This is a genomic window from Flexivirga sp. B27, from assembly GCF_052905685.1.
The window spans coordinates 94,394-119,485 of sequence record NZ_JBPYUM010000005.1; the positions used below are offsets into that span (position 1 = coordinate 94,394).

At 67.6% G+C, this 25,092-nt stretch carries 24 protein-coding genes and 1 tRNA gene; 11 read left to right on the forward strand and 14 right to left on the reverse strand.

The annotated features are described in order from the left end of the window. The first annotated feature begins 21 nt into the window (after positions 1-21). The 3 genes from ACSZL9_RS17225 (at position 22) to ACSZL9_RS17235 (ending at position 2,982) form a co-directional block, all read left to right on the forward strand. A complete protein-coding gene (locus ACSZL9_RS17225; RefSeq protein WP_446666751.1) occupies positions 22-813 on the forward strand; it encodes a TIGR03084 family metal-binding protein in 792 nt (263 codons plus the stop codon). Beyond that, the gene (locus ACSZL9_RS17230) at positions 810-1,979 is read left to right on the forward strand and encodes an acyl-CoA dehydrogenase family protein (protein ID WP_446666752.1); all 1,170 of its coding nucleotides are present in this window, start codon (positions 810-812) and stop codon (positions 1,977-1,979) included. The genes ACSZL9_RS17225 and ACSZL9_RS17230 overlap by 4 nt, the downstream gene beginning before the upstream one ends. 82 nt (positions 1,980-2,061) lie before the next feature. Further along, positions 2,062-2,982, forward strand: coding sequence for a glutaminase (locus ACSZL9_RS17235; protein WP_446666753.1), 921 nt, complete (start codon positions 2,062-2,064; stop codon positions 2,980-2,982). Positions 2,983-3,059: 77 nt separating this feature from the next. On the opposite strand, the gene ACSZL9_RS17240 is transcribed toward ACSZL9_RS17235, so the two are convergent. Next, positions 3,060-3,146: transfer RNA gene (locus ACSZL9_RS17240), tRNA-Ser, on the reverse strand. 144 nt (positions 3,147-3,290) lie between these two features. Here ACSZL9_RS17240 and ACSZL9_RS17245 point away from each other — a divergent pair. Both ACSZL9_RS17245 and ACSZL9_RS17250 read left to right on the forward strand, forming a co-directional pair. Continuing rightward, the gene (locus tag ACSZL9_RS17245) at positions 3,291-3,689 is read left to right on the forward strand and encodes a hypothetical protein (protein ID WP_446666754.1); all 399 of its coding nucleotides are present in this window, start codon (positions 3,291-3,293) and stop codon (positions 3,687-3,689) included. Positions 3,690-3,875: 186 nt separating this feature from the next. Further along, on the forward strand, positions 3,876-4,154 hold the full coding sequence (locus ACSZL9_RS17250) for an HU family DNA-binding protein (protein WP_188836899.1): 279 nt from the start codon (positions 3,876-3,878) through the stop codon (positions 4,152-4,154). Between the two features lie 92 nt (positions 4,155-4,246). Here the strand turns inward: ACSZL9_RS17250 and ACSZL9_RS17255 are convergent, their stop codons facing one another. Further along, positions 4,247-4,690 (reverse strand): SPW repeat protein, encoded by a 444-nt coding sequence (locus ACSZL9_RS17255; protein ID WP_446666755.1) that lies wholly within the window; start codon positions 4,688-4,690, stop codon positions 4,247-4,249. A gap of 146 nt (positions 4,691-4,836) precedes the next feature. Here ACSZL9_RS17255 and ACSZL9_RS17260 point away from each other — a divergent pair, with 146 nt between their 5' ends. Beyond that, positions 4,837-5,130 (forward strand): DUF2087 domain-containing protein, encoded by a 294-nt coding sequence (locus ACSZL9_RS17260; protein ID WP_446666756.1) that lies wholly within the window; start codon positions 4,837-4,839, stop codon positions 5,128-5,130. 4 nt (positions 5,131-5,134) lie between these two features. Here the strand turns inward: ACSZL9_RS17260 and ACSZL9_RS17265 are convergent, their stop codons facing one another. The 3 genes from ACSZL9_RS17265 to cysK all read right to left on the reverse strand — a co-directional run bounded on the left by ACSZL9_RS17265 (position 5,135) and on the right by cysK (position 7,799). Next, on the reverse strand, positions 5,135-5,899 hold the full coding sequence (locus ACSZL9_RS17265) for an SDR family oxidoreductase (protein ID WP_446666757.1): 765 nt from the start codon (positions 5,897-5,899) through the stop codon (positions 5,135-5,137). A 187-nt stretch (positions 5,900-6,086) separates the two neighbouring features. Continuing rightward, on the reverse strand, positions 6,087-6,707 hold the full coding sequence (gene epsC, locus ACSZL9_RS17270; protein ID WP_446666920.1) for a serine O-acetyltransferase EpsC: 621 nt from the start codon (positions 6,705-6,707) through the stop codon (positions 6,087-6,089). A 159-nt stretch (positions 6,708-6,866) separates the two neighbouring features. Further along, the gene (gene cysK / locus ACSZL9_RS17275) at positions 6,867-7,799 is read right to left on the reverse strand and encodes a cysteine synthase A (RefSeq protein WP_446666921.1); all 933 of its coding nucleotides are present in this window, start codon (positions 7,797-7,799) and stop codon (positions 6,867-6,869) included. 164 nt (positions 7,800-7,963) lie between these two features. Here cysK and ACSZL9_RS17280 point away from each other — a divergent pair, with 164 nt between their 5' ends. Continuing rightward, positions 7,964-10,234: a (Fe-S)-binding protein gene (locus ACSZL9_RS17280; protein WP_446666758.1), complete on the forward strand. Its 2,271-nt coding sequence runs from the start codon at positions 7,964-7,966 to the stop codon at positions 10,232-10,234. Between the two features lie 170 nt (positions 10,235-10,404). Here the strand turns inward: ACSZL9_RS17280 and ACSZL9_RS17285 are convergent, their stop codons facing one another. From ACSZL9_RS17285 to ACSZL9_RS17305, 5 genes are all read right to left on the reverse strand, one after another. Beyond that, complete coding sequence (locus ACSZL9_RS17285; protein ID WP_446666759.1) at positions 10,405-11,148, reverse strand: amino acid ABC transporter ATP-binding protein; 744 nt, start codon at positions 11,146-11,148, stop codon at positions 10,405-10,407. Between the two features lie 4 nt (positions 11,149-11,152). Next, a complete protein-coding gene (locus ACSZL9_RS17290; RefSeq protein ID WP_446666760.1) occupies positions 11,153-12,247 on the reverse strand; it encodes an amino acid ABC transporter permease in 1,095 nt (364 codons plus the stop codon). 49 nt (positions 12,248-12,296) lie between these two features. Continuing rightward, positions 12,297-13,172, reverse strand: a complete 876-nt coding sequence (locus ACSZL9_RS17295) for an ABC transporter substrate-binding protein (protein ID WP_446666761.1) — start codon at positions 13,170-13,172, stop codon at positions 12,297-12,299. Between the two features lie 126 nt (positions 13,173-13,298). Beyond that, positions 13,299-14,363, reverse strand: coding sequence for a tellurite resistance/C4-dicarboxylate transporter family protein (locus ACSZL9_RS17300; protein ID WP_446666762.1), 1,065 nt, complete (start codon positions 14,361-14,363; stop codon positions 13,299-13,301). A gap of 29 nt (positions 14,364-14,392) precedes the next feature. Continuing rightward, entirely contained in the window at positions 14,393-14,965 is a 573-nt protein-coding gene (locus ACSZL9_RS17305; RefSeq protein WP_446666763.1) for a hypothetical protein, read from the reverse strand. A 156-nt stretch (positions 14,966-15,121) separates the two neighbouring features. On the opposite strand from ACSZL9_RS17305, the gene ACSZL9_RS17310 reads away from it, so the two are divergent. After that, the gene (locus tag ACSZL9_RS17310; protein ID WP_446666764.1) at positions 15,122-17,161 is read left to right on the forward strand and encodes a vWA domain-containing protein; all 2,040 of its coding nucleotides are present in this window, start codon (positions 15,122-15,124) and stop codon (positions 17,159-17,161) included. Between the two features lie 3 nt (positions 17,162-17,164). Here ACSZL9_RS17310 and ACSZL9_RS17315 read toward each other — a convergent pair whose 3' ends face one another. Continuing rightward, the gene (locus ACSZL9_RS17315; RefSeq protein ID WP_446666765.1) at positions 17,165-18,145 is read right to left on the reverse strand and encodes a serine/threonine-protein kinase; all 981 of its coding nucleotides are present in this window, start codon (positions 18,143-18,145) and stop codon (positions 17,165-17,167) included. Positions 18,146-18,267: 122 nt separating this feature from the next. Between ACSZL9_RS17315 and ACSZL9_RS17320 the strand changes: the two genes are divergently transcribed. The 3 genes from ACSZL9_RS17320 to ACSZL9_RS17330 are packed head-to-tail and all read left to right on the forward strand — an operon-like array spanning position 18,268 to position 20,649. After that, positions 18,268-18,573 (forward strand): hypothetical protein, encoded by a 306-nt coding sequence (locus ACSZL9_RS17320; protein WP_446666766.1) that lies wholly within the window; start codon positions 18,268-18,270, stop codon positions 18,571-18,573. After that, on the forward strand, positions 18,564-19,202 hold the full coding sequence (locus tag ACSZL9_RS17325) for a hypothetical protein (protein ID WP_446666767.1): 639 nt from the start codon (positions 18,564-18,566) through the stop codon (positions 19,200-19,202). The genes ACSZL9_RS17320 and ACSZL9_RS17325 overlap by 10 nt, the downstream gene beginning before the upstream one ends. Beyond that, a complete protein-coding gene (locus tag ACSZL9_RS17330) occupies positions 19,195-20,649 on the forward strand; it encodes a PGAP1-like alpha/beta domain-containing protein (RefSeq protein WP_446666768.1) in 1,455 nt (484 codons plus the stop codon). The genes ACSZL9_RS17325 and ACSZL9_RS17330 overlap by 8 nt, the downstream gene beginning before the upstream one ends. Positions 20,650-20,680: 31 nt before the next feature. Here the strand turns inward: ACSZL9_RS17330 and ACSZL9_RS17335 are convergent, their stop codons facing one another. From ACSZL9_RS17335 to ACSZL9_RS17345, 3 genes are read right to left on the reverse strand one after another with little or no spacing between them, the layout of a single operon-like run. Further along, complete coding sequence (locus ACSZL9_RS17335; protein WP_446666769.1) at positions 20,681-22,669, reverse strand: ABC transporter ATP-binding protein; 1,989 nt, start codon at positions 22,667-22,669, stop codon at positions 20,681-20,683. Beyond that, positions 22,669-24,405 (reverse strand): ABC transporter ATP-binding protein, encoded by a 1,737-nt coding sequence (locus ACSZL9_RS17340; protein ID WP_446666770.1) that lies wholly within the window; start codon positions 24,403-24,405, stop codon positions 22,669-22,671. Before ACSZL9_RS17340 ends, ACSZL9_RS17335 begins: the two co-directional genes overlap by 1 nt. Further along, the gene (locus tag ACSZL9_RS17345; protein WP_446666771.1) at positions 24,406-25,080 is read right to left on the reverse strand and encodes a TetR/AcrR family transcriptional regulator; all 675 of its coding nucleotides are present in this window, start codon (positions 25,078-25,080) and stop codon (positions 24,406-24,408) included. It lies immediately after the preceding gene. Positions 25,081-25,092 lie beyond the last annotated feature (12 nt).

The window sequence follows — 25,092 nt, forward strand, 5'->3', positions numbered from 1 at the left end:
GGTGTGCCACGCTGCATTGCCATGGGTGACGCCGTGCGCGAGACCGTGCAGTCCTATCTGGACGAGAGTCGGGAGCTCGACCGACTGGTCGCAGGGCTGACGGATGACGATTGGGAGCTGGCCACGCCCGCGCCCGGTTGGACGATCGCGCACCAGATCGCCCACCTGCACTGGACGGATCGAGCCGCACTTCTCGCCGCAACCGACCCCGCCGGGTTCGACCGCCTCCTCACGGACGCCGGGCGCGCCCCGCTGGAGTTCGTCGATCAGGCAGCGTCGGCGGGCGCCATACGTCCGTATGCCGAGCTGCTCGCGCAGTGGCGGTCCGGCCGGGACGAGCTGGCGCGCGCGCTGCGCAACGTCGACCCGGCCGGCAAACTGCCGTGGTTCGGGCCACCGATGAGTCCGCGTTCCATGGCCACGGCGCGACTGATGGAGACCTGGGCGCACGGCCAGGACGTCGCGGATGCCTTGGGCGTACGCCGGGAGCCGACGAACCGGCTGCGGGACGTGTGCCATCTCGGAGTGCGCACCCGCGACTTCGCATACCGGATCAACGGATTCGAGCCTCCCGCCGACGAATTCCGGATCGAGCTGACCGGGCCGGACGGCCGGCAGTGGAGCTGGGGACCCGCCGATGCGACCGAGCGCGTGAGCGGATCCGCGGAGGACTTCTGCCTGGTGGTCGCGCAACGCCGAGAGCCGACGGACACCGACCTGGTCGCGACGGCGGAGGCACGCCGTTGGCTGGAGTTCGCCCAGGTCTTCGCCGGCGCCCCGAAGAGCGCGGTCCGTGGGCGGGAGCAGCGATGAGCCACGAGCTGTGGCAGGCGCCGGAGCTGCAGTCGTTGCGGGCGACCGTGAGCGAGTTCGTCCGGCGTGAGGTGCTCCCTCACCAGGACGAGTGGGAAGACGCCGGAGAATTGCCACGTGCTCTGTCCCGCACGGCCGGTCAGCTGGGACTACTCGGTGTCGGCTTCCCGGAGCACGCCGGTGGCGGTGGTGCCGGCCAACGTGCGGCGGTCACGGTCTGTGAGGCGTTCCACGAGACCGGGGGCGCCGGTGGCGCGTATGCGTCCTTGTTCACCGCGGGCATCGCGTGCCCGCACATCGTGGCGGCCGGAGACCGTGCGCAGGTCGACCGCTGGGTCCGACCAGCGCTGGAGGGTATGGCGATCGGCTCGCTCGCGATCACCGAACCCAGCGGCGGGTCGGACGTCGGCGCCATACGGACCACCGCCCGCCGGGACGGCGACGAGTACGTCGTGAACGGATCGAAGACCTTCATCACCTCCGGCTGCCGGGCCGACTTCGTCACCACCGCCGTGCGGACCGGCGGTTCGGACCTGCGCGGCGCGCGCGGGATCTCCCTGCTGGTCGTCGAGCGCGGAACACCGGGCTTCGAGGTGTCGCGCAAGCTCGACAAGATGGGCTGGCACTCCTCGGACACGGCGGAGCTGTCGTTCACGGACGTCCGGGTGCCGGCGAGTCACCTGGTCGGTCCGGAGAACGCGGGGTTCGCGCTCATCGGCGCGGCCTTCCTGTCCGAGCGGATCGCCCTTGCGGCACAGGCGTATTCGCAGGCCCAACGGTGCCTGGACCTCGCCGTCGAGTGGTGCCGGCAGCGCACGACGTTCGGCGAGCCGCTCATCGCCAGGCAGTCGGTGCAGGACACGCTCGCGCGGATGGCCGCCCGCGTCGACGTCGCCCGCACCTATACGCGCGCGCTCGTCGATCGACACGACGCGGGCGAGCCGGTGCCGGACCTCATCCCGCAGGTCTGCTTCGCCAAGAACACCGCCACCGAGTGCGGCGAATGGGTCGCTCGCGAAGCCGTCCAACTCTTCGGCGGGATGGGCTACATGACCGAGAGCGAGGTCGAGCGGCAGTATCGCGACATACGCATCCTCGGCATCGGCGGCGGCACGGTCGAGATCCTCTATCAGCTGGCCGGACGGCGGCTGGGCCTGACGCCCTGAGGGCTGCTCCGGAGCGGCGCCGGGCTTGCGCCGCCGGAGGCGACCGGCGGCCGGGCAGGACGGCAGCACTTGCTCTGTCATCATGGCCGCTGTGGACATGGATCAGCTGCTCGCACAGGTCACCCGTGAGATCGAGCCGCAGATCGGCACCGGCACGGTCGCCGACTACATCCCCGCTCTCGGTGCGGTCGATCCGAACCAGTTCGGGATCGCGGTCGCGCTGCCCGACGGCACCTGTCACGGCTCGGGGCAATGGACCGAACCCTTTTCGCTGCAAAGCATTTCGAAGATCTTCACGCTCGCCCTCGCTCTCGCGCAGAACGACGAGGACATCTGGTGGCGGGTCGGACGCGAGCCGTCCGGCACGGCCTTCAACTCACTGGTGCAGCTGGAGTACGAGAACGGCATACCCCGCAACCCGTTCATCAATGCCGGGGCGCTGGTGGTCACCGACCAGTTGGCCGGAGTCGTCGGCGACGCCACCGAGGCGGTGCTGGACTTCCTGCGCGCCGAATCCGGCAACCCCGACATCCGGTGCGACGAGGTCGTCGCGGCGTCGGAAGAGGACCACGGCGACCGCATCCTCGCGCTCACGCACTTCCTCGCGTCATACGGGAACATCCACGGTGATGTCCGGGACATCGTGCGGCAGTACGTCCGGCACTGCTCGATCGCCATCAACTGTCGCGACCTGGCACTGTCCGGGCTCTTCCTCGCGCGGCACGGACTGCTGCGGGACGGGTCGCGGATGCTGGCGCACAACCACACCAAGCGCATCAACGCCGTCATGCTCACCTGCGGCACGTATGACGCTGCCGGTGAATTCGCCTACCGCGTCGGCATACCCGGCAAGAGCGGTGTCGGCGGCGGCATCCTGGCAATCGTGCCCGGTCGCTGCTCGATCGCGGTCTGGGGTCCTGGCCTGGACCGACGTGGCAACTCGGTGTCCGGCGTCGCAGCGCTGGACAGGTTCACCGCGCTGACCGACTGGTCGGTGTTCTGAGGCGCAGGCCTTCACGCCGGCCTGCGGATGGTGCGGCCGAGCGCACGATCTGCAGGATTGAAGCTCTGGCGTCGGAGCGGAGGGCGTGGGATTCGAACCCACGATGGGCGTACACCCATAGCGGTTTTCAAGACCGCCGCACTAGGCCACTATGCGAGCCCTCCTCGCCCGGGCGGCGAGACCGCCACGAGCGCGCACCATCCTAAGGGCGGGCGGCCCGCACACCAATCGGCAGCACCCACCCGGAGGCCACGCACGCGCCATACCGTGGCAGGTAGGGTCGGACGAAATCGACGAAAGGAACCTCGATGGGCAAGCTGGCATTCGTCGTCGGCATCGCCGCGGGCTACGTGATCGGCGCGCGCGCCGGGCGCGACCGCTATGAGCAGATCAAGCAAGTCAGCGGACGCGCCTGGAACCACCCTGCGGTGGTCGAACAACGTGCCAGGACCACCGAGCAGATCAAGCAACGTGGCCCCGAAGTCGCCGCAGCCGCCGGCCAGGCCGCGGTCAAGGGAGTCGGCCAGGCCGCGAAAAGCGCTGCTACTGCTGGGTTTCAGGCTGCGGTCGGACACCGCTCGGGTCCGGTCGTCGACGGCTCGCTGGCCGGTCCGGCCACACCCGACCCGGCCGCGAACGGACCGGCGACGACTCCCGTCCCCGACCCGAACGCACCCGCCCCGGAGGCCTCCGAAACGACGCGCTGACGGGGTGTCGTGGACCTTGTCGCAGTCTGCGTCTAACGTGGTGCGCGGGCCACACCCTTGCAATGGCGCGGAATATCCGGGTTTTTGCACGTGCTGACCCACTGGCTCGCCGATCCCTCGACGGGCCAGCCACGATCGACGGATCGGCTTCGCACCGGTCCCCGAGACAAGGAACAGGACCCATTCATGAACCGCACTGACCTTGCCAGCACCATCGCTCAGCGCACCGGAGTGAGCGTCAAGGACGCCAACGCCGTCATCGGCGGCTTCAACGACGTCATCCTCGAGGCGATCGGCCGCGGCGAGAAGGTCCAGCTGCCGGGCCTGCTCACCATCGAGCGCGTCGACCGGGCAGCCCGCACCGGCCGCAACCCGCGCACGCGCGAGGAGATCCAGATCCCGGCTTCGAAGGCCGCCAAGGTGACCGTCGGCTCCAAGCTGAAGGCTGCCGCCAAGGGCGAGTGACACTGCTCGACCCGCAACACACTTCAAGGGGCTCGGCGACCGACAGGTCACCGAGCCCCTTGGTGTATGCCGCGCTGCTACGCGGCACCCGATCAGGTCTGCTCGGGTTTCATCGTGGTGACGCCCATGACTGCGGCGCCGAGGACCAGCACGCACGCGCCGACGATGATGTTGCTGATCATCGTGCCGGTGGCCGGATTGATGCCGTTCATGAGCCAGTTCGCGACGATGAGCCACACGCCCATCACCGGCGCCACCCAAGCCATGCCGTACATGCGGCCGCGAGAGTCCGCGCAGACGAGCGTCATCACCATGATCGCGACACCGACGATCAGGTCGTTGATCGCCAGCGGCGTGGTGGTGCCGCTGAAGCCGATGACCCAGGGTGAGATCGCTGCGTACCCGCCGGCGACGACCATCAAGCCCTCGGCCACCTGGGCACGTGGAGTCCCCGCCGCCCGGTCAAAGCGGTCCCGCAGGGCCACGATGTCCGGGTGGTGCGCCATCGACGTGTCGAAACTGTGTTGCGTTGCCATGACCCACCTCCAATGTGGGGGAGTAGTTGCACTTCCATTGTGCTCCTGGTGCGACGAAATAGCGCCTGCCGAATTTGCATCGGGCACAACGGAACTCCCGAGAAATTCGATGTCCGCGCCCGGCACCGGCGTGCTCTACTCGGATCATGACGACACCGTTGGAGAACATCGTGCACCGCGAACCCCGACTGGCTTGGTTCGTGCATGATGGGGCGCTGACCCGCATCCCTCGTCGACCGGCCGTCGCCGCGAAGTTGTATGCCGCAGCCGCTACCGAGCTCCCCTCCGGTGTCACCCTGTCGGAGACCGAGGTGAACAACCTGCTGCGGCCCATCTGGCCCGACGTCTCGACGCTGCGCCGCGCATTGGTCGACCACGGTCACCTGCGCCGCTCCCCCGATGGCACCCGCTACGAGCGAACCGCCGCTCCCACGCCCTAGGAGATCAGCCGCGACCGACGAACGGCATGTCCGGTGCCGCGACAGTCAGGTCGAAGACGGCCGCGTCGTCGGGCATGGTCGCCATGAGCACGACCGCGCGAACCACGGACTGCACGTCCATGGTCGGCTCCGGACGGGTCGAACGGTCGGCCTGCAGCATCCCTGCCGCCATACCGGCCGTCATCGCGGACGCCGCGTTGCCGATGTCGATCTGCCCGCAGCGGACCTTGTGCGGCCGCCCGTCGAGCGCGATCTGCTTGGTCAAACCGGTCACCGCATGCTTGCTGACGGTGTATGGCGCCGCGTCCGGCCGCGGCACGTGCGCGGAGATCGAACCGTTGTTGATGATCGTGCCACCGACCGGCTGCTGAGCCCGCATCCGCCGGAACGCCTCACGGGCGCACAGGAACATCCCGCTCACGTTGACGTCCATGACGGCCTGCCAGTCGTCGAGCGTGATCTCGTCGAACGGCGCAGCGAAGGAGGAGACGCCGGCATTGTTGAAGAGCACGTCGACCCGGCCGAAACGTTGCACCGTCCGGTCGAAAAGCGTTGTCACTGCTGACTCGTCGGTGACGTCGGTCGGGACCGCCATACAGGCATCGGTGATCGCGGCGGCTGTCTCGTCCAATGCATCCGCACGCCGCCCGGCGAGCACGATGTCGAAGTCGGCCTTGGCGAGGCCCTGCGCGACGGCGCGGCCGATGCCACTGCCGGCGCCCGTCACGACGGCCACCTGGCGGTTGGTGAGCTCCGGCTGATCGGTCATGGAGCGAGCCTAGAGCGACACAAGTCGCTACTGTCGCGAGTTATTCGCCCGGACCTGCGGAAAGCCCCGACATATCCGCGACTGTCGCGAGTTATTCGCCCGAACTGGCCAAAACCCCCGACACACCCGCGACTGTCGCGAGTTATTCGCCAGGAGCCCCAGCACCCGCCGAAACCGGCGGAGCGTCTCAGATGAAGAGCGCGGGATCCGCCCAGGGGTCGGGCTGCACGGCCGCCGGCTGCGTGGAGCGCACCCGGGCCGGCACACCCACTGCCACGCTGTATGACGGAACGTCTCGCACGACGACGGCGTTGGCGCCGACCTGCGACTCCTCGCCGACCGTAACCGGGCCGAGCAACCGGGCGCCGGCTCCGATGGTCACGTTGTTGCCGACCGTCGGATGCCGCTTGACCCGGTCCATCGAACGACCGCCGAGGGTGACGCCGTGATAGATCATCACGTCGTCACCGACCTCGGCGGTCTCGCCGATGACCACGCCCATGCCGTGGTCGATGAAGAAGCGCTTGCCGATCTGCGCACCGGGGTGGATCTCCACTCCGGTGGCAGTGCGAGCAGCCTGCGACACCAGGCGGGCAGGCAGCCGCCAGCGGCCGCCGCGCTGCCACATTCGGTGGGCGACCCGGTGCACCCAGATCGCGTGCAGTCCGGGCGAGGCGAGGAACATCTCCAGGCGCGACGTCGTCGCCGGGTCGCGCAACATCGCAGCATCGATGTCTTCGCGCATGGCTGCGATGTCCTCGCGCACCGAAGCGATGTCCCCCCGGACGGACCCGACGCCGCCCCGCATCGTCCGCACGGCACTACGCACCGATTGCGTCACCGGCTTGGCTCGGTGACCTGTCGTCAACAGCGTGCTGTGCGCCATGGCTCCTCAGTTGTCCGGCCGCAGATCGGCCATCGTGGATTTTCAGACCGCGGTCGAAACCGGGCCTTCGTCAATCAAACCTCAGTCAACCAGTCCCTCGAAGAGCGCAGTCGACAGGTAGCGCTCGCCGAAGCTCGGGATGATGACGACGATGGTCTTGCCGGCCGACTCGGGACGGGCAGCGACCTCGGCAGCAGCAGCGAGCGCGGCGCCGGAGGAGATGCCGACCAGCAGGCCCTCCTGGGTGGCGGCCTTGCGGGCCCACTCGATGGACTGCTCGAAGTTGATGTCGACGACCTCGTCATAGACGTTCGTGTCGAGCACCTCGGGGACGAAGTTGGCGCCCAGACCCTGGATCTTGTGCGGGCCGGGCTTGCCGCCGTTGAGGATCGGCGACTCTGCCGGCTCCACCGCGACGACCTTCACGTCGGACTTGCGCTCCTTGAGGACCTGGCCGACGCCGGTGATCGTGCCGCCGGTGCCGATGCCCGAAACCAAAACGTCGACGTTGCCGTCGGTGTCGCGCCAAATCTCCTCGGCGGTGGTCTCGCGGTGCACCCGGGAGTTGGCCTCGTTGGCGAACTGCCGTGCCAGCACACCGCCGCGCTCCTGGGCGATCTGCTCGGCCTTCTCGACCGCACCCTTCATGCCGCCCGCCGGGTCGGTCAGCACCAGCTCCGCGCCGAACGCACGCAGCAGCGCCCGCCGCTCCTTGCTCGCACTCTCCGGCATCGCGAGCACGACGTCATACCCCTTGGCCGCGCCGACCATCGCCAGCGCGATGCCGGTGTTGCCGCTGGTGGCCTCGACGATCGTGCCGCCCTCCTTCAGCTCGCCGGACTGCTCGGCAGCCTCGACGATGGCGGCGCCGATGCGGTCCTTGACCGACGCACCCGGGTTGTTGAACTCGAGCTTCGCCGCGACCGTCGTGCCCTCCGGGGCATCGATGATGCGGTTGATCCGCACGAGCGGAGTGTTGCCGATGGCCTTGGTGACGTCGTCGAAAATGGGCACGTTGCTGCCTTTCACTGGGCTGAAGGGTGCAGGCTCGCGCCCGCAGTCGGTCCAACACCTGGACTGGTTATACATATTCCAACAAGTCGTTATTCGCATGCAACTGCGGCCCAACCGCCGATACTCGAAGTTACTGGCCAGTAATAGGTAGTTAGACTCTCGGCATGACAGCCCTGCAGATCGTGGCCGCGATCATCACCCTGGCGATCACCGCCGTGGGCATCGCGCTCGCCGTCCCCGCCGTCCAAGGCTTCGTCCGCACCTTCCGCCTCGGCCGCCCGGAGGACCGCGGCGACCGGAAGGGCCGCCGCACCGCGACCCTGGTCCGGGAGATCTTCGGGCACACCCGTATGTCGCGCCTGCCGATCGTCGCGATGGCGCACTGGGTCACGATGATCTCCTTCATCGTGCTGTCCCTGGCCGTGCTCACGTCGTACTTCCAGGTGTGGGACCCGACCTTCGCGCTGCCGATCATCGGCCACTTCGTGCTCTACGAGTGGATCGTCGAATTCCTCGGCTGGACAGGCCTGGTCGGCATCTGCTGGCTGATCTGGAACCGCCGCGACAAGCACCCGGCGCGCTCCGCCGGCGAGGACGGCCGTCGCTCCCGCTTCTTCGGGTCGACCTTCTGGCAGGCCTACTTCGTCGAGATCGTCATCCTGGTCGAGATCATCTGCGTGCTCGCCCTGCGCGGGCTGGAGTACGCCATCGGCAAGCACGAGGGCGAGGGCTCGGCCAGCGGCCTGCACTACCCGCTCACCGCCTGGTATGGCGGGTGGCTGCACAACCTCGACGTCGACACCGTCAAGGCGCTCATCGTCGTCATCTCCACGATCAAGATCGTCACCGCGATGACCTGGCTGATCGTGCTGGCCCGCAACATCACCATGGGTGTGGCGTGGCACCGCTTCCTGGCGTTCTTCAACATCTTCTTCAAGCGGCACGCCGACGGCCGCACCTCCCTCGGTGCACTGCAGCCGATGCAGGTCGACGGCGAGCCGGTGACCATGGAGTCGCTGGAAGACATGGACGAGGACACCACCTTCGGTGTCGGCAACGTCGAGGAGTTCACCTGGAAGGGCCTGCTGGACTTCTCCACCTGTACCGAGTGCGGTCGCTGCCAGTCCCAGTGCCCGGCCTGGAACACCGACAAGCCGCTGTCCCCCAAGCTGCTGATGATGACGTTGCGCGACCACGCGCAGGCACGCGCGCCATACCTCCAGGCGGCGGAAGCCGCCAAGGGCACCGGCCCGGCCACCCCCGACAACCCGATCATGGAGATCCCGCTCATCGGCTCCACCGGGTATGACGTGGACTCGCCCCTGACGGCATACAACCCGCTGGGCGACGCCGGCGCCATCGTCGACGAGGACGTGCTGTGGTCCTGCACCACCTGCGGTGCCTGCGTCGAGCAGTGCCCGGTCGACATCGAGCACGTCGACCACATCGTCGACATGCGCCGCTACCAGACGCTGATCGAGTCGGCCTTCCCGAGCGAGCTCGGCGGCCTCTTCAAGAACCTTGAGGGCAAGCAGAACCCGTGGGGTATGGCGGCTCGCGCCCGCCTCGACTGGGCCAAGGGCCTCCCCTTCGACGTCAAGGTCTTCGGCCAGGACGTGGAGAAGCTCGACGAGGTCGACTACCTCTTCTGGGTCGGCTGCGCCGGCGCCTACGAGGACCGCGCCAAGAAGACCACCCGTGCAGTCGCCGAACTCCTTGACACTGCTGGAGTTTCGTTCGCGGTGCTCGGTGACGGCGAGGCGTGCACCGGTGACCCGGCACGTCGTGCGGGCAACGAGATGCTCTTCCAGGCGCTCGCGTCGCAGAACGTCGAGACGCTCAACGAGGCCGGCGCGACCAAGATCGTCGTGACCTGCGCGCACTGCTTCAACACGTTGAAGAACGAATACCCGCAGCTGGGCGGCGACTACGAGGTGCTGCACCACACGCAGCTGCTCAACAAGCTGGTGCGCGACAAGCGCCTGGTGCCGGTCGCCCGTCCGGAGGACGCCGAGATCACCAGCAGCGCCGCGTCGACCGGCAAGTCGGTCACCTACCATGACCCGTGCTACCTGGGCCGGCACAACGGTGTCTACGCACCGCCGCGCGAGCTGATCGGTGCGCTGCCGGGTGTGGAGTACCGCGAGATGGAGCGGTCCAAGGAGAAGTCCTTCTGCTGCGGCGCCGGCGGCGCCCGCATGTGGATGGAGGAGAAGCTCGGCTCGCGCATCAACCTCAACCGCACCCAGGAGGCCGTCGCGACCGGTGCCGACCGGATCGCGATCGGCTGCCCGTTCTGCCGGGTGATGATGACTGACGGCCTGACCGCCGAGCAGTCCGACGGCAACGCCCGCGAGGAGGTCGAGGTCGTCGACGTCGCAAACATGCTGCTCGCCGCCGTCAACCGCGGCAAGGAGAACACGCTGGTCGAGTAGCGACGAAGGAGCGTATCGAGACCGCGTTCTCACCGAGAGGCCCACATAAGCATCGAGAGGCCCAGCAATTCACCTCGAATTGCTGGGCCTCTCGATGTCTTTCTGAGCCTCTCGGTGGGGTTTCGATACGCTCCCCCGCTGCGCTCCTCCGCTACTCAACCAGCTTGGATTTACAGGCGGCCGGACTTCACCACCCGGCTGAGGAACTGCTGGGTGCGCTCCTCGCGAGGGTTCTCGAAGATCTGCTGCGGCGGCCCCTTCTCCAGGATCGAGCCCTGGTCGAGGAAGCACACCTGCGTCGCGACTTCCTTCGCGAAGCCCATCTCGTGGGTGGCGAGCAGCATCGTCAACCCGTCGTGCGCGAGCTCGCGGACGATCTCCAGCACATCACCGACGAGCTCGGGGTCGAGCGCCGCGGTGATCTCGTCGAGCAGCATGATGCGCGGCTCCATCGCGAGCGCGCGCACGATCGCGACGCGTTGTTGCTGGCCACCGGAGAGCATGTCGGGGTAGGCGTTCGCCTTCTCCGCCATACCGACCGACTCCAGCAGAGCCATCGCCTTGTCCTTGGCTTCCTTGTCCTTGGTGCCGGCCACCATCGTCGGCGCCAGCATGATGTTCTTCAGCACCGACATGTGCGGGAAGAGGTTGTAGCTCTGGAAGACGATGCCGACGTCGCGCCGCAACCGGTTGAGGTCGACACCGGCACCGGTGACGGTGTCGCCCTCGATGAGGATCTCGCCGCCGTTGACCTCCTCCAGCTGATTGACACAGCGCAGCAGGGTCGACTTGCCCGACCCCGAAGCACCGATCAGGCAGATGACCTCGTGCCGCTCGACGTCGATCGACACGCCCTTGAGGACCTCGTTGTGGCCGTACGACTTGCGCACGTCCTTGATCTCCAGGAATGCCATGTGCTCAACCACCCGCTCGCTTGGCCGTATCCCGGTTGATCAGGAAGTCGACGAATCGAGCCTGCGGGATGGTGATGACGATGAAGAAGAACGCGACCATGGTGATCGGCGCGAGCGTGTAGAGCTTCGCCTCCCACAACTTGCTGACCGCGAGCGCCTCCATGACACCTGCGACGGACAGCAGTGCGGTGTCCTTCTGCAGGCTGATGAAGTCGTTCAGCAGCGGCGGCACCATCCGGCGCACCGCCTGCGGCACGAGCACGGCGCGCAAGGTCTGCCCGTAGCTCAGGCCGAGCGACCGCGATGCCGCCGTCTGGCTCGGGTGGATCGAGGCGAGCCCGGCGCGGTAGACCTCCGCGACGTATGCCGAGTAGGTCAACGTCAACGCCACCACGCCGAAGTAGGCGAGGTTCCACTCCTGGGTGAAGGAGAAGGCCAGCGGTATGCCGTAGGCCACCAGCATGACGGTGACAATCGCCGGGATGGCCCGGAACACGTCGCAGTAGACCGTTGCGATCAGCCGCAGCGGGGCGCCCGCCCGGCCGGGCAGCATGCGCATGATCGCCAGGACCAGCCCGAAGATCAGCACCAGGATGAACGAGACGACCGCCACCCAGATGTTGATCCAGAAGGCGTGGATCACCTCGTCGAACGACTGGCGCCACGCGTCGACACGCAGGAACGTGTCGGCGACGGCACCGGAGTTGGTCAGCACCAGCAGCATGACCGCGGCGATGATGATGACCGCCGCGCCATACCCGATGCCGATCGCAGCGTCCTCGCGACCACGGGCCGCGGCCCGGCGGGCCGGGACCAGCTTGCCGTCGCCGAGCAGGCGGGCCCGCTTGCTCGCACCCAGGAAGCCCTGGATCGTCGCCCACAGCGGTCCGAGCGAGGCCACCACCAGGATGACCATCACGATCGTCGAGATGGCGTTGCCGTGGTTGTAGTCACGCAGCAACGTGCCTGCGTAGAACATCAACGCGATGCCGACGATGTCGACGACCAACGCGACGATCGCAGCGAGCATCACCTTGTGCGGTGGGCTCGGGTCGGGTGCGGACTGGATGTCGTCGCGCACCAGCGCTTGTTGACTCATCTGCTCCACTCCCCGGATGGTCGTCCTGTCAGCGAAGGAGAGTGCGCGGTCACTTCACTGACCACACCGGGACGGCCGACGGGTCGCCACCGAAGGCCGGCCCGAGGTAGTCCTTGGACAGCTTCTTCAGCGTGCCGTCGTCCTTCAGCGTGGTGATGCCCTTGTCGAACGCCTTCTCGTTGGCCGAGCCCTTGGGGTAGATCGCGCCGTACTTCTCGCCGGTCTTGTACTGGCCGGGCACCTCGAGCTTGTCGCCGGTCTGCTTGGCCTCGGCGAGCACGATCGCGGTGTCGAGCAGCGCGACGTCCGACTGCCCGGACAGCACGCTCTGGTAGAGCGTCTGGCTGTCGGGGTAGACGTGCTGCGTCTTGCACTTCAGCTTGGTCTTCAGGAACTGCACCGAGGTGGTGCCGGAGTATGCCGCGCAACGCTTGCTCTTGATGTTGTCGGCGGTCACCCCCGCGCCCTTCTTGGTCAGCACCCCGATGTTGGAGTCGAAGTAGGGCTTGGAGAAGTCGACGACCTTGGCACGCTCCGGCGTGATCGAGGCCTCCGCGAGAGCGATGTCGAACTTGTGGGTGCGGGCCGCAACGAGCTGGTCGAAGGAGACGTTCTTGATCACGAGCTTCTTCAGGCCGGCCATGTTGGCCAACTCGGCGGCCATGCAGTATTCGTAGCCGTCCTTGATCGATGACGCGGTTGTGCCGTTCCACCAGCCCTGTGCCGGCAGGGTGGTCTCGACGGTCAGCGTGTCCTTGACCACTGGCTTGACCTTGATCGTGTTGGGCTTACTGGTGATCTTGCAGTTGCCGTATTTGCCGGACCCCCCGTCCGACGAACCGCCGCTGGAGCTCGAGCCGCAGGCCGCGAGCGAGCCGGCCAGAGCAACAGCTCCGACGATGCTGAGAGTGCGAGTGAATGCCATGACGGGAATCCTTCCGGCAGTGACGGCGTGCCCCAGGGGAGGGCTGACGAGAATGTCTCGGTCGTATGCCGCAACACACTATGTCCGAGTGCCGCTCGATGCCGGGATTTCCCGAACACGTTCCCGTTACGTGACCTGCTGGTCCGCCACACCCCTGGCCCGACTCGTCAGCACTGTGCCGAAGATCCGGCGGAGGAACCCCACGAAGACGACACACCAGATCGCGAACGCCAGCCACAACTCCACGCGCCCGATGTGCTCCACCCAGGGCAGCTCCTCGACCTCCCCGAGGTGCACCGACGCCACGGCATACATGCCCAGCGGGAAGACCATGCTCCACAGGGCACTGTCGTAACCGAGCGGAACGTGCCGGATGAAATGCCGCCAGCAGAAGGCCAGGATGAGCATCGGCAGCAGCCAGGAGGCGAACGACCAGAACATCAGCGTCGCCGCATCGAGGATCGGCGCGACATTGGCGACGACCGTCGACCCCTGCGAGTCCAGGATCTCCGCCCCGGCCAGCACGGTGATCGACGCAGCTCCCATGCAGACCCAGTAGGACGGGGCGAAGTCGGCGTCATACATCATCTCGCGCAAGGCGATCAGCATGCTCTCCGCGCCGTAGAGGAAAACGCCCACGGACCACGCGACAACCGCGATCATCGCGAAGAGATGCTGCGCCGCATGCAGGTGCCGCTCGAGTATGGCGGCCATCGTGGCGACCGATTGGCTGGACACGACCCACAGGAACCACGAGCCGTTGGCGCCGCGCACCGTCGGGTGGTGCGACCGGTCGAGCATCGTCGCCCACGGTATGGCGTAGCCGAGCAGCAGCCACGCGGCGAAGCCGGCGATGAAGAGCACCAGCGCGAGCGTGATCATCCCGTGAGCCGAAACGCCGCTGGCGAGAACACCGGCCGCGGCGACCGACGTGAAGTAGCCGAACGCCAGTTGCGGGTCGAAGAAGTCCGTGACCGCCCGGGAACGGAACGCCACCAGGCGCCATACGTTGAGGACGACGAGGCCGACGAAGGCCACTCCGGCGACGACGAGCAGCACGTCGGCCAGCACCGTCGCCCCATCCAGGCGCAACCCGGATGACACGATGCCGGTGGCCATCACGAGCGCGAAATAGCCCGGCGACAGCCGTTCGACGGCGTCACGCGTCCGGCCGAGCACTCCCGCGGTCACGCAGAGACGCTATCGCGTCGGGAGGTCGGTCACTCGCCGACGACGCGCTTCCAGTGCTCCTGGGCGGTCGCGGTGCGGGAGGCACCGTAGGTGCGCAGCACCTCGGCGATCTGCGGGTGCTCGGCCTCCAGCCGCTCGGCCGCGGCCAGCCAGTCGGCGGCGTCCGCGACCCCACGGAAGAGGTCCTGGATCGCGTGCACGATCGCGTCCGGCCCGGGGCCGGCGGGAGGCGGGGTGGCCGCGCCGGTGGCAACCGGTGCCGGCAGCGCGTTGTCGGACAGCGCGTGCGAGGTGGTCCAGCTGTCGTTGCTCGCCGCGATCTGCGGCACGACCGTCTCCGCCTGCTCCGCGGTGAGCCGCCCGGTCTGGACGTCGGACGCGAGCGCACGCAGCTGCAGCAGGCGGGTGTGTGCCATCGGGTTGCCGATCTTGACCCGGCGGGCGCTGACCAGGTGCGACAACATCGGCGCCGACACCCCCAGCACCTGCGCGATCCGGCCCTGGGTCAGCCCGAGGCTGCCGCCGATGCTCTCGATGATCGCGCTGAGCGGCTCGCCATACAGCTCGGCCTGGCTGGCGCGACGCGCCTCGACATCGTCCATCAGTCCTCCATCACCGCTCGATCACCGCTCTGTCACCACAACTTTCCGCAGTCCATCCGGGCAAGCCTAAAGATTCTGCTTGACAGCAGGAAACCATCGGGTCACTGTTTACGTCAGTAAACATGTAAGTTACGGACGTAAATATTGGGAGGACCCATGCGACACCTACGGACAGCTGCAGCCGCAGTGGGGGTGTGCGCGCTCACGACGAGCCTGGCCAGTATCGCAGCGCCGTCGGCCCACGCCACCTCACCCGACGTCAACGGCAAGCTCGAGATCGTGCTGGACGCGTCGGGATCGATGGCCGATCCCGACGCGGACGGCACTCCCAAGATCGACACGGCGCGCTCGTCGCTGACCACGATGGTCAACAGTCTGGACCCGCACCTGCAGGTCGGCATGCGCGTGTATGGCGCCACAGCTCCTCCCGGGAAGGACACCAAACAGGCCTGTTCCGACAGCAGGCAGGTCGTGCCCGTCAAGAAGCTGGACCGGCCGGCGCTGCGGTCCGCCATCAAGCGCTATGAGCCGAAGGGGCAGACGCCCACGGCATACGCGCTGCAGAAGGCGGCCAAGGACCTGGGCACCACGGGGCAGCGATCGATCGTGCTGGTGTCCGACGGCGAGTCGACCTGCTCCCCCGACCCGTGCGACACCGCCAAGGCGCTCGCTGCCAAGGGTATCGACCTGCGGGTCGACGTCATCGGCTTCAAGGTCGACAAGAAGGCCCGCTCGCAGTTGAGCTGCATCTCCTCGGTCACCAACGGCAAATACTTCGACGCCGACGACAGCAAGGCGTTGACCTCGGCGCTGCAGACGGTGAAAACCCGTGCCAGCCAACCCTTCTCGATCTCCGGTAAGGCCGTTGAAGGCGCGCCGACCAGCAGCGACGCACCGACCATCGAAGCCGGTCGCTGGACCGACTCGGTGCCCGCGGACGGGCAGACCGCGAAGTACTACAAGCTGCACCACACGATGGCCGGGAGCAGTTTCATGGTGGGCGTAACGTCCCGTCCCAAGGCGGCCGACAGCCAGCTCGACCTGTCGGTCACGACCGCGGACGGCACCCGCTGTGGCTCGGACTCCCCCCAGGTGTTCGGCTTCGCCAAGGCCTCCCGCGACCTGCTCACCGGAGTGCTGTCGACAGCGCCGCGCTTCGACTCGGACAAGGCGTGCAACTCGCAGGACCTGTTCTTGAAGGTCGAGCAGAGCGACTGGGGCGACGACGTCGCCGGCACTCCGATGCAGATCGACGTCGTCGAGACTCCGGCACCGACCAACCCGTCGATCCTCAAGCGCGACACCAAGCGCGACGCGAGCTGGCAGGACATGCCTGCGCAGACCTCCTCCGGCACGGCGGTCGGCGGCTCGGGCCTGGCGACGGCGACCCGGCTGAAGCCCGGCACGAAGACCATCGAGCTGATGCCCGGCGAGTTCAAGTTCTTCAAGGTGTCGGCCGGCTGGGGTCAGCAGGTGCAGACGATGGCCACCGCGGAGCAGAACCCGGCATACGACGCCTCGACCAGCTTCCGGCGACTGTCGACCGACATCCTCTCCCCCGCCGGCGGTGTCGCCAATGACATCTCTCCGGACAACATGCCCGAGGGTGAGTCCGGCAAGCTCGACCACTCGGAGCTGATCGACGACGAGGGCGGCCGAGTGGGCGCAGTGACCAACCCGATCCGGCTGGCGAACCGCACCGCCTACACCGACAGCAAGGTCGCCGGCTCCGTCGCGGGCGACTACTACGTGGTGGTGGGGCTCAGCACGCGCGCCGACGGCAAGGACACGGTGCGCACCCCGCTGAAGGTCTCCCTGCAGGTCGCGACGCCCGGCAGCGCGGACGCTGACACCCCGCGCTTCGCCAAGGGCGAGCACATCAAGGGTGCCGGCACGACGCCGACCGGGACCGCGGCGAACGGCACGGCACAGATCGGCCAGTCGAAGTCGGACGAGAAGTCGGACAAGAAGACAGACGAGTCGAAGGCACCGAAGAAGTCGTCGGCGTCGTCCGAAGGTGACTCCGGTTCGACCCACCAGGCGGCAGGCGCGGCACAGACCGTCGCGGCCGACAAGGGCGGGATGACCGGCACCACCGACACCAACTGGAAACTCATCGGTGGCCTGACCGGTGGCGCGGGCCTGCTCGCGGTCGTCGGTGCCGGTGCGGCGCTGGCACTGCGCCGCCGCGGCTGACGGTCAGCGCAACAACAACACCAGCACGACCACCAGGAGGATGGCCGCGAGCGTGAAGCTCGCGGCCATCACCACGGTCAGGGTGCGCCGGCCGGCCGAGCCGTCGGCACTGCGCGCGGCCGGATCGTGGTCGGGCTGGGTCGGCGGGTTGCCGACCTGGGTCTGTGGGCCGGACGCAACGTCCGGCGGGGCGATCTGCTCGAAGACGTATGGCGGCTCCGGCTCGGCCAGCCACGGTGTGCCCGGCGGCACGAACGGCGCCAGCAGTCGTCGCACCTCCTGCGCGGTCGGTCGCCGCGCCGGATCAGGGTCGCTCAGCTGCTGCAGCAGCGGCCACAGCGCCGAATTCCCTTGCGGCGGAAGATGTTCGGCGTTCATGCCGGAGAGCAGCACCCGACCGAGCACGCCGACCGAGTAGATGTCCACTGACGGGGCCGGATCGGCCGTGGCCGTCTCGGGAGCGACGAAACCCGGTGTGCCGACACGGTGTCCGCGCTGGGTCAGCCGGGGTTCGCCTGCTCGTGCGGCCAGGCCGAAATCCGCCAATCGCACGAACGGCCGCTCGCTGCCGGTGGGTTCGAGCAGCAGGTTGGCCGGCTTCACATCGCGGTGCACCACACCCGCCCGGTGGATCGCGGCCAGTCCGTCGAGCAACTGGTCCAGGAGGACGGCGACATAGGTCTCGGGCAACGGGCCGTGGTCGCCGAGGAGGGTCTCCACCGACCCGCCCGGGACGAGGTCCATGGACAGTGCGATGTGCTCGTCGTCGGCGGCCCAGCCCTGCGGCGCCACCACGTGCGGGTGCTGCACCCGCAGCGACTGCTCGCGCACGAATCGCAGCAACGTGCCCGCCTCGGACTGCGTCAGCACCTTCACCGCAACCCAGCGGTCGTGCTTGCGGTCGTACGCGCGCCATACCGAACCCGTGCCGCCTGTGCCGATCTGCTGCTCCAGGTCGTAGCGCCCTGCGAACGGTGGTGGCATGTCGGCACCCTACTTCGCGAGCGGCCGGGTCGTCGTGCACATCTCGGCGCGGACGCCCGGTTGTCCACAGGCAGACCTCTCGAGCCAGCACGGGAGCCGTCGAAATGCCTACTGTCATCGACATGTCCGACGACCCAGAACAGATCCGAGCCCAAGCGCGGCGCGCTGCCCGGCTGGCGACAGACGCACGTGGTGCGGCCACCTCGGTGACCGGTAACCACTCCGTGAAGTGGCACAGCCAGGGTGCCGAGCGTTTCCGCAAGAAGCTGACCGCCCGGGCGACCGAGTTCCGCGACCGCGCCGACGATCTCGATCACCTCAGCCGACTGCTCAACAGCCACGCCCGGCACGTCGCCGATCACGAGAGCACGCTGAAGGACATCGTCCACTCCGTCGTGCCCGGCTCGAGGCTGCTGCCATGGCCGTGACAAGGGAGCTCACCGAAAGGGCCGTGCCGCCCGCCGAGTTCGAGGAGGTCACCCGGCGCCTGACGTCGGGTCCGCACGCGACGATCGGCGCGAGCACAAGGGGCCGGGAGCTGAACGTCCTCGCCCGGATCAGCGGCGACGCGTTCGAGATGCTCCTGCCGGCCCCGTCCGTATGGCGCCTGATCTCAGGGCCGGTCGATCGGCTGGCCGGCCAGCTCGTCGGGCTGGTGACCATGTTGGAGCAGACCACCGGGGTGACCCCGGCGACGGAGCCACCGCCGACCATCGACATACCGCCGCTCGCTCCGGGTGAATTGCTCGCCCTGTCGGAGGTGATCCGCGAGGGCGATCCCGAGCGACTCGACGCCGCGCTCGAGGAGCTGTCGATGGCCGGGATTCCTTGGTGGGTCACACAATTCGCTTGGGGAGCCGAGGCGATCCTGACGCTGCAACTCGTCGGCGGCGAGGGGGACGGCTACGCGACGATGCTGCACCTGCTCACCGACAGCTGGGGTCACCTGGCCGCGGATGCGGACGACGACCTGACCTTCTCACCCATGACGCCGATGGAGGTGCAGGCGCGCGTCAGCGCCTTCGCCGCGCTACTTCAGGAGAGCTCCGATGACTGACCCAGCCCCGCCCCCGCAGTGCACGGTCACCGGAGGATCCGGGTCGACCGAGGCCTATTTCCTCGACATGCGGATGACCGCGACCCGCCTGGACCGCTCCGGGGACGATGCGAGCAACCTGTGCAAAGGGGTGGTGTCGATCGGCGTGGCGCTGCCGAAGAAGAGCGCAATACTCTCCCCCGGGTCGGCGGCGAGCATCGCCACCGAGATCACCTCGCTGACGGTCAAGCTCGGCGGGCTGTCGCTGCGGATGGAGTTCGTGGCACGCCAGCTGCGCTGGAGTGCCACTGCATACGAAGTGGCCGACGCGACGCAGCGAGCGTTCTTCGCGGCGATCAACGTCGCCACGACGCCGACACGGCTGCAGGCCGCCGTCGTGAAGTCCGCAGCCAAGGCGGTGGCGACGACGAAGCTGCCGCAGGACGGGCCGTATGTCGGCAGCGACCTGGCCAGCTACGCCAAAGCGCTCGGCGGCAACTTCGCCGACGGGTTCCAGAAGGAGGTCGAGGACGATCCAGCACTGGTCGACGGTGCGATCGCGTGGACGCAGCTCTTCGTCACCACCGAGAGCTGGGCGCCGGGACCGGTCCGCTGGATCTTCGGCCCGTCACCGTCGCCCACGGACTACGAGGGCCAGATCGGGTGGCTGCTCGCCAGCGGTCGGCGTCTCGGCTGGTTCAAGGACTCCAAACCGTTGAGCGTCAAGCAAACCCATCGGACCAATCACGCGACCCACCGCCGGGCGCTGGGCACCATCGTCGGTGACGCGGCGGCCGCCGAGCACGAGTCGAACGGTGACCATTCGGTGGTGCACGTGCGCCGGATCGTCGGCGCCGACGGCAAGGGCTCCTGGGTGGTGTCCATCCCCGGCACCACTCACTGGAATCTCCACAGCGACCACGGGCCGTCGTCGACGGCAGCCAACCTGGCGAGCATGGCCGGCCAGAAGTCCAGCCTCTATCCGGCGATCGACAAGGCCATGAGCGCGGCCATGAAGGAGGCCGGGGTCCGGCCTGGCAGCGAGCCGGTGATGCTCGCCGGGCACAGCCAGGGTGGCATCGTCGCCGCCCGGCTGGCCGCGGACCAGCACTTCCGGGAGAAGTTCGACGTCAAGGAGATCGTCACCGCAGGCTCACCGATCGGGCGGGTCGCCCTGCCCAAGAGTGTCAACGCGATGTCCATCGAGAACATCCACGATCCGGTGCCACGCGCGGATGGTGTCCCCAACCCGGACAAGGTCAACCGGACCACCGCCGTGTGCGAGACCCCGAAGGGCGAGCACCTCGACAGCATCCTCGATGCACACGACGCGTCGCGCTACACCCGGACGGCGGGCGAGCTGACACCGGATCGGGCCGAGGGGCAGGTCAAGGAGTGGTATGCCCGCAACCACGGGTTCCTGAACGGGAAGGAGACCGACTTCGTCTTCCAGCTGCGCAGGCCGTGACCCTCGGAGATCACCTCGAGGATGTGCTCGGTCAGGCCGGGTTCAGCGCATTCGGGTCGGTCTCGGTCATCGCTCCCTCGAACTGCGACATGTAGAGCCGGTGGTAGGCACCCTCCGCGGCGAGCAGGCTGTCGTGATCACCCTGCTCGACGATGTGCCCGTCCTCCATCACCAGGATCGTGTCGGCGTCACGGATCGTCGAAAGCCGATGTGCGATCACGAAACTCGTGCGATCGGAGCGCAGCGCCGCCATCGCCTCCTGCAGCAACACCTCGGTGCGGGTGTCGACCGAGGAGGTGGCCTCGTCGAGGATCAGCATCGCCGGGTCGGCGAGGAACGCCCTGGCGATGGTGATCAGCTGCCGCTCACCCGCGGACACCCCCGTGCCCTCCTCGTCGATCACGGTGTCGTATCCGTCCGGCAACGACTTCACGAAACGATCCACGAAGGTCGCCTCGGCCGCTGCGTGGATCTGCTCCTCGGTCGCATCCATCCGCCCGTAGGCGATGTTCTCCCGGATCGTGCCGTGGAAGAGCCACGCGTCCTGCAGCACCATGCCTATCCGCGAGCGCAGGTCCTGCCTGCTGATCGTCGTGATGTCCTGCCCGTCGATGCGAATGCTGCCGGAGTCGATCTCGTAGAAGCGCATGATCAGGTTGACCAACGTCGTCTTGCCCGCACCGGTCGGGCCGACGATCGCGACGGTCTGCCCGGGCTCGACGGCCAGGGACAGGTCCTCGATCAGCGGCTGGTCCGGGGTGTAGCCGAAGTCGACCCGGTCGAACTCCACCGCGCCGCGGGTCGGCGCCATCGGCGCGTTCTCCTCCGGTCGCTGCTCCGGAGCGTCGAGCACCTCGAAGACCCGCTCCGCGCTGGCCACGCCCGACTGCATGAGGTTGACCATCGAGGCCATCTGCGTCAGCGGCTGGGTGAACTGGCGCGAATACTGCACGAACGCAGTCACATTGCCCAGGGTCATCGAGCCGTTCGCGACCTGCAGGCCGCCGAGCACACAGACCACGACGTATTGCAGGTTGCCGACCAGCATCATGATCGGCATGACCAGACCGCTGACGAACTGCGCCTTCCAGCTGACCGTGGTCAGCTCTTCGTTCGTGGTGTCGAAGGCCTCGTCGACCTCGTGCTGACGACCGAAGACCTTGACGAGGTCGTGGCCGCTGAAGGTCTCCTCGATCTGACCGTTGAGGGCGCCGGTGTGGCTCCACTGCGCGATGAAGAGCTTCTGGGAGCGCTTCATCACCTGACCGGTCACCAGGACCACGATCGGTATGGCGATCATCGCGACCAGGGTCAGCCACCACGAGATCGTCAGCATCATCACCACGACCCCGATGACCGTCAGCCCGTTGACCAGCAGCTGGCTGATCGACTGCTGCATCGACTGGCCGATGTTGTCGATGTCGTTGGTGACCCGCGACAGCAGCTCACCGCGCGGCTGACCGTCGAGGTAGCTGAGCGGGACCTTGTTGATCTTCGCCTCAACGTCCTTGCGCAGGGTGTTCATGGTCTCCTGCACGACCTTGTTGAGCATCCGCGCCTGGATGAACTGGAAGACACCGGCGCACAGGTAGAGGCACAGCACCGTCAGCAGGATGCGACCGAGCGTGCCGAAGTCGATGCCGACACCGGGCACCAGGTCCATGCCCGACACCATGTCGGCGAGCGTGTTGTCGCCGCGGTCGCGCAGCGCCTGCACCACCTGTTGCTTGCTCGGGCCGCTCGGCAGCTGCGCGCCGACCGCACCCGAGTAGATCTGGTCGACGGCCTTGCCGAGCACCTTCGGGCCGATGACGTTCAGCCCCACCGCGACGACCGTCAGCACCATGATCGTGATCAGTGCGGGGCGGTGCGGGCTCAGCCGGCCGACCAGGCGCTTGGCCGACCCGCGGAAGTCCTTGGACTTCTCCGCCATACCGACACCCATCTGCGGGCCGCGCTGCTGGCGCGCGGGCTTGCCGGCCGGTGCGGACGCGCTCTGCGGTGCGTTCTTCTTCGTCATCACGCGACCTCCTGCCCGGCGCCGCCCTGGGACGCGACGATCTCGCGGTATTCCTCGCAGGACATCAACAACTCGTCGTGGGTGCCCGACCCGACCACGTGCCCGTCGTCGAGCACCAGGATCATGTCAGCGCTGCGGATGGTCGAAACTCGTTGCGCCACAATGAAAACGGTCGATTGCCGCACGTGCGGGACCAGGGCCTCGCGCAACCGCCGGTCGGTCGCGAGGTCGAGCGCGGAGAACGAGTCGTCGAAGAGATAGATCCGCGGCCTCGCCACCAGTGCTCGGGCTATGCACAGACGCTGCCGCTGCCCACCGGAGACGTTGGTGCCGCCCTGGGTGACCGCGGCGTCGAGGCCGCCGTCCATCCGCTCGACGAAGTCGCGGGCCTGTGCGACCTCCAACGCCTCCCACAGCTGCTCGTCGGTGGCATCCGGGTTGCCGTAGCGCAGGTTGGTGGCGACCGTCCCGGAGAAGAGATAGGCCTTCTGCGGGACGATGCCGGTGTGCCCCCACAGCAACTGCGGGTCGAGGTCGCGCACGTCCACGCCGTCGATGCTGACCCGGCCGGACGTGGTGTCGAAGAGCCGCGCGATGAGTGACAGCAGGGTCGACTTGCCCGATCCGGTGGACCCGATGATCGCCACCGTCTGACCGGGCTCGGCCCGCAACGTGACGTCCCGGAGCACGGGGTCGTCGGCACCCGGGTACTGCATCGTCGCGCCGTCCAGCTCGACGACGCCGCGGACCCCGGCCGGCGTGACCGGCTCCGACGGCGGCTGCACCGACGGCTCGGTCCGCACAACCTCGGTGATCCGCTCGGCCGCAACGGACGCTCGCGGGATCATCATGAACATGAAGGTCGCCATCATGACCGACATCAGGATCTGGATCAGATAGGTCATGTATGCCGACAGCGACCCGATCTCCACGTCGCCGTTCGCGATCTGGTGTGCACCGAACCACCAGACACCGATCGTCGAGAGGTTCATGACGGTGATGACCGTCGGGAACATCATCATCATCAGGCTGCCGACCCGGGTGGAGATCTCGGTCAGGCTGTCGGTCGCGTCGTCGAAGCGACGCTCCTCGTAGCGCTCACGAGTGAAGGCCCGAATGACGCGGACACCCGAAAGGTGCTCCCGCATCACGCGATTGACGATGTCGATCCGCTTCTGCACGAGGCGGAAACCGGGCACCATCTTGCGCACCACCGAGCCGACCGCGACGCCGAGCACGATCACCGCGACCAGCACCAGCCAGGACAGGGCGGCGTCTTGTCGCAGCGCCATGATGACGCCGCCGACCATCATGATCGGTGCACCGACCATCAGCGTGCAGCTCATCAGCACCAGCATCTGCACCTGCTGGACATCGTTGGTGCTGCGGGTGATCAGCGACGGCGCACCGAACTCATTCATCTCGCGGGCCGAGAAGCGACCCACCGCGCGGAAGATCGATGCACGGGTGTCCCGGCCGAAGGACATCGCGATCCGCGCCCCGCAGAAGGCAGCGCCGATCGACCCGACCACCTGGATGAAGGAGACCGCGAGCATCAGCCCGCCGGTGCTCCAGATGACGCCAGTGTCTCCCTTGGTCACACCCTTGTCGATGATGTCGGCGTTCAGCGTCGGCAGATAGAGGTTCGCGCCGACATTGACCAACTGCAGGAGCACCAGCCCGAGGAGCAGCCCGCTGTATGGCGCGAGCCGATCCCGGATGAGCCTGAAGAGCATCTACTTTCCCCGAATCTGCTGTGTCTTTGAGTCTTTTCGCGCACTGGTGCGGTGCGGCTTCGCCGGGCTGCCGGACGGCTCTGCCACGCCGTAGAGGATCGTCCGGACGATCTCGTCGGCCGGCAGGATCTCCCCGTCGTTGATCAGCGCGTGGCTGCCGCTGAAGGTCAGCAGTCGCATCATCCGTGCGACGCGTTCGACCGGGAAGCAGAACTGATCGGCATACGGCTCGAGCAGCGCGAGCACCATGTCCGAGCCCTTGCGCTCCTGGCGGGCCTGCGTCTTGGGGTCGCGGAAGCGCTCCGGCGGGCCGATCAAGCTGAACGCGCCCATGATGTCGAAGACCTCCAGGAACCGTGCTTGCAGAACACGCACGATCTCGATCATCACCTCGTCCAGGCCCGCGTCGCCATCGATTTTTGCCAGGCGCGCGAAGAAGGACTCGGCGTCGAAGGTGCGCTCCAGCACGGCGTCGAAAAGCTCGTCCTTGGTCGCGAAGACACGGAAGATCGTGCCCTCGGCGACGCCGGCGGCGGTGGCGATCTCCCGCGTCGTCGGGAGCTTGTGCTGCTCACGGATCAACGCAATAGCCGTGTCCATCAACGCTTCCCGGCGCTCCTCCGGAGGCAGGGGCGCCGCCCGACGACCGGTCGCGGCGGCCCGTGCAACATTCATGTCGAGCACCGT